The sequence below is a fragment of the Arcicella rosea genome, assembly GCF_014204325.1.
GTDB lineage: Bacteria > Bacteroidota > Bacteroidia > Cytophagales > Spirosomataceae > Arcicella > Arcicella rosea_A.
In genome coordinates, this window is sequence record NZ_JACHKT010000028.1 from 26,245 (window position 1) to 39,845 (window position 13,601).

The window sequence follows — 13,601 nt, forward strand, 5'->3', positions numbered from 1 at the left end:
TCATCAGAAAAAGGCTATGTTTAATGAGTAATTCGGTACTTCAAAAACAATCTAAAATCATTGTTGATAATTCAATAATGAACCTTAAAACATGAAAAAGATTAAACTGATAGAATGCCCACGAGATGCCATGCAAGGCTGGGAAAGGCAAATTCCAACTGAACAAAAAATTACTTATCTCAAGCAATTATTACAAGTTGGTTTTGATACACTTGATTTCGGCAGTTTTGTTTCACCCAAAGCCATTCCTCAAATGGCAGATACAGAGTTAGTGTATCGTGCTTTGGAAGAAAGTAATTCTCCGACAAAATTACTGGCAATCATCGCAAATTTACGTGGAGCAGAAAAAGCTGTTACATTTGAAAAAATCAAATACTTAGGTTTTCCATTTTCTATTTCAGAAACCTTCCAACAACGCAACACGAATATTTCTGTTGAAGAAGCTTTTAAAACTGTAGAAGCCATTCAAGCACTTTGTTTGAAGAATAATAAAGAATTGGTTGTATATTTTTCAATGGCTTTTGGGAATCCTTATCAAGATGCTTATGATGTTGAAATTGTAACGAATTGGGCGGAAAAGATGGCAAATATTGGTATTAAAATTATTGCACTTTCGGATACCGTAGGCTTGGCAAATGCTGAAATTATTTCATCAATTTTCAATACTTTAATTCCTGCCTATCCGAATATTGAATTTGGCGGACATTTTCATGCCCGTGCTGATGCTTGGTTACCCAAAATACAAGCGGCTTATGAAGCAGGTTGTACTCGTTTTGATGGAGCCATTGGCGGTTTTGGCGGTTGTCCGATGGCGGAAGATGAATTAGTTGGTAATATCAACACTCAAAACTTGATTGACTTTTTCGAAAATCAACAAATTGATATGGGACTAAATCTATCAGCTTTTAAGAAAGCTGTTCAAGAAAGCTGGCGTATTTTTGTTTGAGATTTTGGAAATCTACAACATGATAATTACCTTGTTTACATTATTTTTCTATAACAATTTATACATACCTTTCTATGAAAAAGCTACTATTTATTCTACTACTTTTACAAAGTACATTTTCTTTTTCCCAAAAATTTGGAGCAAGAATTGGATTGAGTTTTTCTGACCAAATTATTAGTTTGCCCAACATCGGTTTTTTGTATGAAATACCACTATCAAACAAATTATCACTTAGTACTGAGTTAAATAGAACTGTGAGAGGGCATATTGTTAAGGTAACCTATTTAGATGGTATAGGTAGGGCTTTAGCTTATGGAGATGAAGGAATAGTTAATTCCTTTGTTGAATTGCCATTACATTTGAAGCTTCATCTTAACAAAAACAATAACCCGAACACTGGCTTTTCATTAAAAGCAGGTCCATATATTGGTTATTCACTAAAAAGAACGCTTTTTTTAAAAAGTGGTATAATGGATAGTGACTGGTTGAGGGATAGAGCAAAAGAATTTGATGGTTCTACGATTGGTGCCTCAAAAATTGACTATGGAATAAATCTGGGATTAGTATATGGCTTAAAGAAAATTTCGTTAAATTTTGAATTGAGATATTACAAAGGCTTTTCTAAACAAGAGCGACAAAATTTGTATTTTTATGATAAGTTTCAACCAAATGACCCTTTTGACAATGGTTTGAAAGATTATGTTGATGGACCCAAAATAAATGATATTGGTGGCTTTGAATGGGCTGTAGGATACAGGTTTTAATGTATATCCTAACATTCCGTCGCACTCAAAGCTAAACCAGCTTCTGAAGTTTCTTTGTATTTTTTAGACATATCTTTTCCAGTTGCTTTCATTACTTTAATCACGCTGTCTAAAGAAATTTTCTGTAAAGAACTATCGCCAGCAGTTGCCAGTAAAAAAGCATTATAAGACTTTACGGCTCCCATCGCATTGCGTTCGATACAAGGAATCTGGACATAACCACCGATTGGGTCGCAAGTCATGCCTAAATGGTGTTCAATACCAATTTCAGCAGCCGATTCCATAGCGTTAATATCTTTTGTCGCACAATAAGTCAACATCGCTGCAGCCATTGCCGATGCCGAACCGATTTCTCCCATGCAACCCATTTCCGCACCTGAAATACTGGCATTATGTTTTACCAAAAAACCAACTGCCGCCGCCGCCCACATGCCATCACGCATTAAGGAAGGAGCATAATGAAAATGATTTTTAATCAAATAAGTAATGCCGGGAATTACACCAGATGCACCAGAAGTTGGTGCGGTAACCACAATATTTCCAGCCGCATTTTCTTCGGAAGCTGCCAGACAATAGGCATTTAAAAAAATCAAAAAACTATCGCTCGTAATTGCTAAATTCTTGGCTCTTTGATAAAGTAAAGGAGCTTTCCTACGTAATTTGATCGTACCGGGTAATACTCGATTATCCTTCAAACCACGTTTTACAGCTTTGTGCATAAAATCTAAAATGGTATCAATCTTTTGTTCAATTTCTTTTTTTGAAGCACCTGTCAAAGCCATTTCATTCGCTAACATGAGTTCCGTTAAAGTAATTTTTTCACGACTTAAATGTGATTTTAATTCCTTCATACTGGTGTATGGAAAAGGAAGTATTACAGTACTTTTTGTATTTTGTTTCTCTCCTTTTCGATAAATAAATCCGCCACCGATTGAATAATATTCATGCTCAAGTATCAATTGCTCTTCATCTTTCAATTTTAAGACCATCGTATTAGCATGAGGAGAATCGTATTTTTCTTTGTGAAAGAAAAAACTATCGGCATTTACTTCAATAATATATTCATGGAATTTGACTGGATATTTTTCAGTAGGATTTTTCAGAATTTTCAGAAATTTAATTGGGTCGCAAGCATCTGGCTTCCAGCCCAATAATCCCGCAACGATGGCTCTGTCGGTGCCATGTCCTTTACCTGTAGCACTTAGCGAGCCGTATAAATGAATTTCTATCGTAAGGTTTTCGGAAGATATTGGTGCTGATAAAAGATTGATTTCTTTCAGGAAATCGAAAGATGCTTTCATCGGCCCAATTGTATGTGAGCTTGATGGCCCAGGGCCAACTTTGAATAAATCAAAAATGGAAGTAGTAATCGCTTGAGAAGACATAAGTTTGTTGAAGTATTGAATTTTGATGTTAAATATACATCTTTTTAATAATCCAGATACTTATTCATCAACTAGGTTTATTAATTGCTCAGAAAGAGTAACACAAAAAAAACATTCAAACAAATAGAACCCAAAAAGTTAAGTTGCATCGTGTGTTTGTAATCAGCTAATTGTTCATTTTTTAATACTTTCAAAAACCAAACATTGAAGAAAATTAAGACCGGAGACATTACAAGTAAATAAACAATAAAAGCAGAGAAGTCAAAGATTTCCTTTTCCTGAAAAAAGAAGAAAAAACCAGCAGTAACCAATAAAAAAATACCTGCAGTGAATAGAAACGTACCTCTGATTCCCAGTAACCTACTCATTGTTAAATCACCTCGTTTGGCATCTTCTTCGTGTTGGTAAATTTGTGTCATTGGGTAAAATCCTAATAAATTAAAGCTACTTAACACAGCAGGAAACAAGTATTTTTCTTGCATTAAATCTCTTAACGAAACATTATCTAAGGCTTGAATAACGGTTAAATAAGTAAAAGCTCCTTGAAAAATACCGACAGTAATCCAGCTTAGAATGGGATATTTTTTGAGTCTGATTTTATCGTTAGAATAAGCTTTTGAAATACTGCTGTAAATAAACAAAGCCAAAGCTAAAATCCAACCAGAAAGAAAGTAGGCAATAATTATCGCCAAAATATCCAAAGCCCAAGCTACATAAAAAAGTTCTTTGCTGACAGGCGGCGGATTTTCTAAACCACCAATTGAGCCTTCATCTTTATCGTAATAACTGTTGTAAGCGTTTGAAGCTGGATAAATCAGTAAATGCAAAAGGATGAAAACGCCAATGCTAATTCCTGTATTTGCATGATTTGTTTGGCTTAAAGCAAACCAATAAACGGGCATGAGGAAAAAAGAAAATGGAATCCTGAGATGCAAAAGAATATTTTTCATACTTTGATTATTGCGTGATTGAGCGAGTTAGTGAATGAGTGATTTTAATATTCCAGCTGAGCATAATCTGTAAATTCCTTGATTCTCGTCGACAACCGAGATGATTACTAAAAATTTTATAATCACTCCGAAATCAGAAATCGAACATCATCAAGTGTTTTTCCAGAAATTACGACTATAGATTCGCTCAAAAGTCCAGCCTTTGGCTTTTAAGCCAGCTGGAATGTAGGCAAAAGTCTCTTTTGGAGAAATATGTTCATAATACAAATCATCGTCAGTCAAGATAAGTGATTCGTATTTTTCTCCCGTTTTTACCGTAATATCAGCAAATGGCAATTCTTTAACATGTTGCTGATTGTATTTGGCAATCTGTTCTTTCAATAACCAATTTGCTTGATAATTGGTTGAAGAAAATGGTTTCGGTTTATAGTTTCCTTCCGACACCGATAAAGCATATTCTAAATAGCTTTTCAATAATTTTGGTCCTTCGTTGAGCGTATCGCCAACATTTAATTGATGTGGCAAAATACTGCTGACAATCAATATTTTTTCTTTGGCACGAGTAATCGCCACATTCAAACGGTTTTCGCCTCCTTGCTGATTCAGTGAACCAAATTGCATACTCATTTTTCCGTTCACGTCAGGTGCATAAGCAATTGAAAAAATGATAATGTCTCGTTCATCGCCTTGTACATTTTCGATGTTTTTTACAAAAATTGGTGCAATATCATCAGCTGAATAATTCAACGTAAAAGCCTTTGTTTCTAATAAATCCTGAATTAAACCTTGTTGTTTAAAATTAAAAGTAACAATGCCAATTGATTTTTGTGGAAAATCATTTTTGAGGTTTTCAACCAAATTAATAATCGTTTCGGCTTCTTCAAGATTACTGTTATTTTCCCAAATACCATTTACTTTTAAGTATCGAATCGCAGGTTCTGCTTTGTTGATTTCATGAAAATCTGGCAAAAGTTGGAGTGTATTGTTATAAAAATACTCATTTGAAAAATCAATTAAATCCAACGAACGACTACGATAATGCCCACGCAACTGCGTTTGTGGCAAGTACTGACAAGCCAAATCTAACAAAGAGTCAATTTCTAAAGCTGGCGAATCATCCGTGTCATTTTCAAACTTTAGTCTGTATAAATCATTCGGTTGTAATTGTTTTGAATCGCCCGCAATCACTACTTGTTTCCCTCTGAAAAGTGCAGGAATTCCTTGTTCGGCAAAACATTGTGAGGCTTCGTCAAAAATGATTAAATCGAAAAATGGTTTTTCAGTTTCCATCGGGAAAATAGCTGAAACTGTTTCGGGAGAAGCCAACCAACAAGGAACTAATCTGAAAATTTCATCTGAATAAGCCGTAATTAGTTTTCGAATCGCCCAAAGTTTACGTTTCTTCGCTACTTGATGTTTCAACTCTCGATAAGTAACTACATTTTGTAATCGATTTTTTTCTAAATTCTGATAGCTGAGTGTGCGTAATTTGAGTAATAAAATCTCTTTACTCAACTGCTGTTTTTGAAGTACAGCATCTTGTAATTGACTTTCTAATTGGCCAATTTTCAAAGAACTTACTCCTCTTAAAATCGGATTTTTAATTTCAATATCTTTAATCCAAGCCAGTTTTAAACTATTTAGAAAACACTCCAATGGATTTTCCTCATCAACAAATAAGTGAATAACCGCTAATTCTGTATGGCCGCAATCGGCTTTCAAAGCGTCCAATTCTTGCATATCGTCAAAATGTTCTTGCAAGTATTTTATCACCAAAGTTCCTTGCTGTAAATGAGCTAATTCATTGATTTGAATCTGTGATAAATTTACTTGCCAAAGTACTTGCTGTTCTTCTAATTGATTTGATTTTTCAATCAAGAATTTTACTTTTTGCTGAAAATCTGACCATGAAAAACTCGTCCATTCATTCAGCGGAACATTTTTGATACTTCTAAAAATCGTTTCTGCTTTGGCTACTTGATACAACATTTGAAAATGACGTTCAAACCAACGATAACCTTTTCTGAGCCAAGTAACTTCTTCGCTACTCTCTGCATTTTTTGAAAAGTCATTTCCGAATAAATACGCCCATTCCTTCCACCATTTTTCTAAACCTATTCTATTTTGAATTCTTTCTTGCAGTTTTTTCAAATCATCTAGCCCAATACTTAACCCGTTGGCGATGGCAAGATGCTGAATGTCTTTTTTTTCTTTTGAAAATATCGACCAATAAATACTTTCAAAAGTATTGCTTTTGGCATGGATGGCTTTGCTTATTTTTCCAGAAAACGTCAATAAATCTGCACTTGGCAAAGTGATTTCTATGCCTTGTCCCGCAAAAAGTTGGGCAACTTCTGCTTCTAAACTTGAAATTTTAGTCGTATTGATCTTGATTTTCTGCGACAAATTTCTGCGAAGAAGTTGATATACTTTGTCTGTTGAAATACCATTTAACAGATTTTGTAGTTTTACTTTTTCCAGTGAAATGTTTTGCAGTGATTCAAAGGATAAATTTATATCAAACTGCTTCTTCGCTTGGAGTTCGAATTCTTGCACAAAAGTTACTAAATCCTGAATCGTCTTAATGATTAAAGAAATATCTGAAGGCTGACGATGCTGAAATGAAAGGCGATTTTGCCAAAAAAGACTAACATCATTATTTCCCAACTTTTCTTGATAAGCGAAGTACAACTTAAATTTCTCAACAAAATCTTTGATTTCGGTGAAATTGAAATATTTGTAATAAGCTTCTAAATCAACAAAAGTATCGTTTGGAGCACTTGTTAGATACAATTCTTTGACAGAAATGCCACATTCATTTACGGCAAATAAAGCGTCTTTAAAAGTCTGTAATTCTTCTGAAGTTTTATCAATTTGTTTACTCTGCTGGCTGAAATTTCTTTCAATAAAAATAGCATCTAAGCTCTGATTTTGCTTTTGATATGTATCGACTTGCTCAATCTGATGCAAAATTTGTTCATAAAGTGCTTTTCTGTCATTTTTAAAATCATGAACATTGCCAACAAAAGCACGCATTCCAACTTTTGCGAGGCGTTCCTGCACAACATCCAAAGCGGCTCGTTTCTGACAAACCACCAAAACCTTTTTGCCACGAGCCGTAAAATCCGCAACGAGATTGCAGATTAATTGAGATTTCCCCGTTCCCGGAGGACCTTGAACGACTAAAGATTGTCCAGCTTTTACTTCTCGCAAAGCTTTTTCCTGAGAAATATCAATTTCGAAAGGCGTTAGCAATTGTTCTTCTCTAATCTGAATTACTTCTTCAAAAGCATTAGGAAAAAGATTTTCAACAGTTTTATTTTCACTTTGGGCAAAAGTATCTATCAAAAATTGATAATCTGGCACTAAAAAAGAACCCGCTTGCGGGAAAATTCCTAAAACAGCTTGGGGAAATAAAGTAAGTTCACCATTGCGTTCGGTACTTTCTAAAGTCGTTTTAGCAATCTTTTCAAAATGCGTTAATTGATTGGTAAAATTATCTTTGTTGAAATTGATTTTCAGGGGAGAGTTTTTCAAATACTCATACAATTGTGTTCTAAATTCAAGTGCATTTTTTGAAAAATCTTCTAAAGTATTATCCAAAAATTCATCTTGAATCTGTATTTCATTGAAATAAGAGTATGCCAGCAAAAAACTACGATTAATCGCAAGCGGTTCATCTCGCTGTTTAATTTGCCAAAACTCACTGAGTGATTCATCTGTTCCAGCATTTTTCTGAGGAAGCAACACACAATCAAGATGAACTGGAAAAAAGAGTAAAGGACAACGAACCACAGTTCCATCAGAAAACTTACCTTTTACAATCGGATAACCAATGTATAAATCTTCCGAACCACGCTCTTCTTCAATCAGTTTTTCATGCCTTGAAATCTTACGTAATTTCTTACTGATTTCATTTACTTTTTCAAAACGTGGGTCATGTTTTTCGCAAAGCGTAATGGTATTTTTTTGAGCAATTAGCTGCTCAATAAGTTGAAAAGAAGGAGTATTTTGCAGAAAATCAAGTTCGTGAATATCCAAAAATTGCTCAGTAGCCGACAAAAGCAACAAAGATTTATTCCTAGTACTCAGGTTAGTAAGTCTTTTTTGATATGATTTCAGGATAGAATGTAAAGTATTTTCTTCCACGATGCTTATTAGATGAACAGATTTATTCAAATTTACAGGAAAATCTGGAAATTAATATGAAAACAGCGATAATCATCGGTGCTACTGGCTTGGTAGGTAGTACATTGGTCAAACAAATACTTGATAACCCCAATTACTCAAAAGTAACGTTGCTACTTCGCAAACCATTGGATATTCAACATCCAAAATTGCAACAAGAAATCGTCGATTTCGATAAACCTGATGCCACAAAAATAGTTGGCGACGATTTGTTTTGTGCAATGGGAACAACTTTAAGTAAAGCTGGTTCAAAAGAAGCACAATACAAAATTGACTGTACTTATCCTTATGAATTTGGAAAAATTGCTAAATCTAATGGCGTAAAACAGTACATTTTGGTTTCATCCATTGGCTCGGATGCCAATTCAAATACTTTTTATTTGAGAACAAAAGGAGATTTAGAACAGAAAATTAAAGCACTCGACTTTGAAAGTTTCATCAGCGTTCGACCATCTTTTATTTTGGGTGATAGACAAGAATTTCGTTTAGGCGAAAAAATTGGCATTGTGTTAGCCAAAGCAATTTCACCACTTTTAATTGGAAGTTTGAAAAAATACAGAGGAATTGAAGCCACACAAATTGCCAAAGCGATGCAAATATTAGCTAATAACAATTTAAAAGCTGTACATTTTTTTGAATCGGATGAGCTACAAGCATTCTAAGCTTTTGAAGATGTTCAAAGCTCATTGAGTATCTTTGTGAAAAAATATTGTTTATGACACCACTCGAAACTTTTCAATCTCGAAAAATTCATTTCCAAAACCTTGCCGAGCAATTCCAAAAACAGTACAATCAATGGGCTGTTTTTAGGGCTATTGTGTTTGTGGCAGTTGCTTCAATTGGCTATTTCTGCTACGAGTTTTACGATATTGCTTACACGCTTTTAGTACTCATTATTGGCATTGCTTTATTTTTATTTTCTGTAACAAAACATTTAAAAATAAAGCATTTAAGAGATAAAAATAGAATTTTAAGTACGCTGAATGAAGACGAAATCCAGCGTTCAGAAAACCGTTTTACTCGTACAGAAACAGGAGAAATATTTGCAGAAGAGAATCATTTTTATGCAAGTGATTTAGATATTTTCGGGAAGCAATCTCTCTATAAATTACTAAATCGTACGCATACTTTTGGTGGGGCGAAAATATTGGCAAATTGGCTTTTGCATCCAGCAGAAACGAATGAAATTATCAATCGACAAAAAGCTATACAAGAATTATCGGAGAAAATAGATTGGCGACAAGATTTAGAAGCCTCCGCCATGTTGATTGAAGAAATATCCGAACCAACTCATCAATTACTGGCTTGGAACGATGCACCAGCCAATCAAAAAATCCAACAATCTTTATTTCAAATTGCTCGCTTTCTGCCATATATCACCATTCCTGTGGTATTGGCTTGGATTTTGGGATTTGTGCCTATTTACATCGTGTTGGTTTTGATGGGAATTCATGGTTTGATTTTAAAACAAATATTTAATGAAGTAAGCGTTGCACTCGACCAAACAACTCGTATTGCTGGAGCGATGAAAGCCTATTCAGCTTTATCAGAATTGATTGTTAGTGAAGATTTTCAAGAAGAAAAACTACAAAACCTAAAAAGTAAAATAGCCGAAGCTAGCACTGCAATTCTTGCTTTAGAAGATATTCTAAACAAAATGGCAAATAGAGTAAATCCTTTTTTCGCTTTCGTGGTGGGCATTCCAACTTTGTGGGATATTCAGTATTTTATCAAATTAGAAAATTGGAAAGAAAAACACCGAAAAAATTTGCCTACTTGGTTGGCTGTTATTGCCGAATTTGAGACCTTGAATAGTTTGGCGGGCTATCATTTTGCTAATCCCACCTTTATTCAACCAAGTGTAATATCGGGTGGAGTATTCCTAAAAGCAAAAGCATTGGGGCATCCGATGATTCGCCACAACAAAAGAGTTTCAAACGATATTGAACTGATTGGCGGAGGAAAAACCATTATCATTACAGGGTCGAATATGTCGGGTAAAAGTACTTTCCAAAGAACGGTTGCGATTAATGTTGTTTTGGCACTAACGGGAGCTGTTGTTTGTGCTGAAAGCTTTCAATGTTCGCCTCTCCAAGTATTTACCAGTATGCGAAGCAATGATTCTTTGGAAGAAGGGACTTCGTCTTTTTATGCTGAACTAAAACGCTTGAAACAATTAATTGATGAAGTAGGAAAAGATGATAAGAATACCACTTCGATACTCTACTTTTTAGATGAGATTCTGAAAGGAACAAACTCAAAAGACCGCCATGAAGGAGCTAGAGCTTTGATGTTACAATTGCACAAAACCTCAGCATCTGGTTTTATTTCTACACACGACGTAGCATTAGGAGATGAATTTGATGAACAAGATTTTGTAAAGAATTATAGCTTTTCATCCGAAGTAATCAACGATGATTTAGTATTCGATTATAAACTCCGCCAAGGCGTTTGTCATAGTTTCAATGCGAGCGAGTTGATGAAGAGAATTGGGATTGAGATGTGAGGGGAAGGTATTACTTCACATCCCCCATCTTCATAAAAACAGGAAAATTCACCTTGAAAATATCTGAACTTTTATAGATAGCTTTTAAACTTTCTATAAAATCATCTACAGGATTTTTATGGTGAATTTTGATGTACTTCTGTACACTCGACCAAGTATTCAAATATCCTTCCAATTCAGCAAGCGTCCATTGATAGTTCATCGCAAATGTTGGACTTTCTTTCATCTCAAAAGGGAAAGGAATACTTCTGTATTCTTCATCAATAAACCTACGTTCCGCATCCCAATATTCACCAATTTGTTCTTGATAAAAATCCTGAAACAGCACATTGGCTTTTTCATTATCTATCGTCAAAGTACCATAACCCCAAGCCGCAAAAATAGCTTCTGGCTTAGCAACACGATGTACTTCTTGGAAAAATCGCTCAAAATCAAACCAATGAATGGCTTGTCCGACAGTAATTAAATCAAAAGTATTATCTGGGAAATCTGTCTTCTCTGCCTGAGCAATCGAATAATGAATATTATCCGCCTGATGAGCATTATCTAACTGCTTTTGCGAAATATCCGTCGCAAAAACTTCTTGAAATATTGTTGATAAATGCGAAGCCACTTGTCCATTTCCCGTGGCACAATCCCAAGCAGTTTCAAAGCTTTTCACCTTTGTCAAAACAAAGTCATATAATTCAGCAGGATATTTAGGACGAAATTTAGCATAAAGTGCTGCTTGTGTCGAGAAATTATCTTTAGGCATAATGCTTATTGTTTAGGTTTAAGCTGTTTATGATTAGAATTGATTGGATAAAAGTGTTTCTATACTGTTTTATGTAGGAAATGATTAGATACAAATGTTTCTATGCCGTTTTATGTAGGAAATGATTAGATACAGATGTTTCTATACTGTTTTATGTAGGAAATGATTAGATACAAATGTTTCTATGCTGTTTTATGTAGGAAATGATTAGATACAAATGTTTCTATACTGTTTCATATAGGAAATGATTAGATACAGATGTTTCTGTAGTGTTTCTTACAGTAATTTATTGGATACAAAAAATACTGTGTTCCACCACATTGAAGGAAGGTGCTAGCTTCATCAAACTTGCAAAAAACCTTTGAAAAATCTTTTGTAAGCTACATACTTTCAATCATTCTGCATAAATGTGAATTCTATACATAGTTAATTCCCCTCGTATTTTTCTAAAATCAACAATATACCAGCATCATTCATTGTTGTTTCTTCTATTAATGATTTTAATTCAGGCTTACTTTTTGTAATTTGTTTGAGCTTATTTCTGTAACTATTAAATTCTCCCATCTTAACTTCTTCACCCAATTCATTTTTGAGGTAATCGGTATTTATTTTTGAATAATTGTATTGATAAGATTCTCTAAGCCAAGTTATTTTACCATTATACTTCAGTTCTGCCAACTTACCTGAGTTTTGCACAAAGGTTCTTTTTTTTCCATTGAGGTCAACAAACTTCATTTGTTTTATGAAATCGGCATCTATTTTATGTTTATTCCCATCTCCGTCCAAAATACGAACGGATTTATAGAAATTAAGCTCATTATTAAAAAAACCATTATCTATCACCGTTGCGTAAATTCTAATTTTTGTCCTGAGGGTATCATTGCTAGTTAGAATAATTTCTGTATCAAGTGTTTTTTGAGCATAAGAAATAAAAGAATAGGTAAAACTTAGGATAATAAACAATGTTTTTGTTTTCATGGGGTGATTATTTTATAATTCGGATATAAGGACTTTAATATTTATAATTGATTACAAAATTCTAAAGACTTCATGATTTTTTCAAGTTTAACACTTTTTATTTAAAAATAATCTCTGAACCTTTTTTTGTCGCATATCCGTCTTCAACTAAAATAGCTCCAAGTATATAGGCAATCTGACTTGTTTTTAAGTTTTTTATAATCCATTCTCCCACACTCCCCATTGGCGGTTTATCAAGACTCGTTCCTATTGGAACCGTTTTCCCCTTAAACTCTTTAATCAGTTTTTCATAATCTTTTTTAGAAAGTTCAACTTTCCACTTTAAATCAGTACCATAATAAATGCTAATTTTTGAACTATCAGAATCCTCATATTCAAAGAAGGTTCTTTTCCCCCAAGTTTTAAGTCTTTTCATATTAGATTTTAGGCTTTACAATATATCAGCTAAAAAGTATCTATTCAAAAATTACCGCATTTCCATTTGTCCTTAAAAACTGACCAAATGCAAAAAAAGCTTCATCAACATTTTTTAAATTATAACCTGTTAATCCATCTACAAACTCTAAATAAGTACCAAAGTAAAATTGCTCTTTTTCTTTACCTGAAATTGTATTTGATATTGTGTAGTAATCAAGTTCACAAATAAAATTATATGCTCGGTGTACATGTTGATCATAAATTGGATATCGATTTGGCTTGATTATGTGAAGTAAAAATATTTTCCAAACTGCTGATACATTATTAAAACTTTCTCTGAAATTTACAATATTAACTTCATTGCTACTTTTAAGAGTATTTATAAGATTCAACTTACTTTTAATTTTATTATCAAGAGAATTTTGTTTTAACTGACTTAACTCCATTCCATTTTTCCATGTAAAAAGTTGTTGTAAGTCTGCTTCGTTAAATTGTTCTTTATAAATAATATCCTTATACAGATTTTCTGATGGATAAGAGTATAATCTTGACCAAAAGTCAACAAAACTTCTAAAATCACTGGTTTCTATTCTAAGTATCGGAAATTGTTTCATGTCATTTACTATTATTGATTCATCATTTACTGTATATCCACGCTACAAAAGTTCACAGATAAGTTCTTGTGAAATTCCTCTAATTTCCTCAAAACACCA

General features: G+C 33.7%; 11 protein-coding genes. 4 read left to right on the forward strand and 7 right to left on the reverse strand.

Annotation, left to right across the window (positions count from 1 at the left end; translation table 11 throughout):
* The first annotated feature begins 91 nt into the window (after positions 1-91).
* Positions 92-946: a hydroxymethylglutaryl-CoA lyase gene (locus HNP25_RS16525; protein WP_184135900.1), complete on the forward strand. Its 855-nt coding sequence runs from the start codon at positions 92-94 to the stop codon at positions 944-946.
* A gap of 74 nt (positions 947-1,020) precedes the next feature.
* A complete protein-coding gene (locus HNP25_RS16530) occupies positions 1,021-1,710 on the forward strand; it encodes an outer membrane beta-barrel protein (RefSeq protein WP_184135902.1) in 690 nt (229 codons plus the stop codon).
* 8 nt (positions 1,711-1,718) lie between these two features.
* On the opposite strand, the gene HNP25_RS16535 is transcribed toward HNP25_RS16530, so the two are convergent.
* The 3 genes from HNP25_RS16535 to HNP25_RS16545 all read right to left on the reverse strand — a co-directional run bounded on the left by HNP25_RS16535 (position 1,719) and on the right by HNP25_RS16545 (position 8,194).
* Positions 1,719-3,095 (reverse strand): L-serine ammonia-lyase, encoded by a 1,377-nt coding sequence (locus HNP25_RS16535; protein ID WP_184135904.1) that lies wholly within the window; start codon positions 3,093-3,095, stop codon positions 1,719-1,721.
* Positions 3,096-3,175: 80 nt separating this feature from the next.
* On the reverse strand, positions 3,176-4,045 hold the full coding sequence (locus tag HNP25_RS16540) for a UbiA family prenyltransferase (RefSeq protein ID WP_184135906.1): 870 nt from the start codon (positions 4,043-4,045) through the stop codon (positions 3,176-3,178).
* A gap of 150 nt (positions 4,046-4,195) precedes the next feature.
* Complete coding sequence (locus HNP25_RS16545; RefSeq protein WP_184135908.1) at positions 4,196-8,194, reverse strand: AAA domain-containing protein; 3,999 nt, start codon at positions 8,192-8,194, stop codon at positions 4,196-4,198.
* 56 nt (positions 8,195-8,250) lie between these two features.
* Here HNP25_RS16545 and HNP25_RS16550 point away from each other — a divergent pair, with 56 nt between their 5' ends.
* Together HNP25_RS16550 and HNP25_RS16555 are read left to right on the forward strand one after the other, a co-directional pair.
* A complete protein-coding gene (locus HNP25_RS16550; RefSeq protein ID WP_184135909.1) occupies positions 8,251-8,895 on the forward strand; it encodes an oxidoreductase in 645 nt (214 codons plus the stop codon).
* Positions 8,896-8,948: 53 nt separating this feature from the next.
* A complete protein-coding gene (locus tag HNP25_RS16555; protein WP_184135911.1) occupies positions 8,949-10,739 on the forward strand; it encodes a MutS-related protein in 1,791 nt (596 codons plus the stop codon).
* 10 nt (positions 10,740-10,749) lie between these two features.
* Here HNP25_RS16555 and HNP25_RS16560 read toward each other — a convergent pair whose 3' ends face one another.
* From HNP25_RS16560 to HNP25_RS16575, 4 genes are all read right to left on the reverse strand, one after another.
* On the reverse strand, positions 10,750-11,493 hold the full coding sequence (locus HNP25_RS16560) for a class I SAM-dependent methyltransferase (RefSeq protein WP_184135913.1): 744 nt from the start codon (positions 11,491-11,493) through the stop codon (positions 10,750-10,752).
* A 426-nt stretch (positions 11,494-11,919) separates the two neighbouring features.
* The gene (locus HNP25_RS16565; RefSeq protein WP_184135914.1) at positions 11,920-12,471 is read right to left on the reverse strand and encodes a hypothetical protein; all 552 of its coding nucleotides are present in this window, start codon (positions 12,469-12,471) and stop codon (positions 11,920-11,922) included.
* A gap of 97 nt (positions 12,472-12,568) precedes the next feature.
* On the reverse strand, positions 12,569-12,886 hold the full coding sequence (locus HNP25_RS16570) for a hypothetical protein (RefSeq protein ID WP_184135916.1): 318 nt from the start codon (positions 12,884-12,886) through the stop codon (positions 12,569-12,571).
* Between the two features lie 40 nt (positions 12,887-12,926).
* Positions 12,927-13,502, reverse strand: a complete 576-nt coding sequence (locus HNP25_RS16575; protein ID WP_184135918.1) for a hypothetical protein — start codon at positions 13,500-13,502, stop codon at positions 12,927-12,929.
* Positions 13,503-13,601 lie beyond the last annotated feature (99 nt).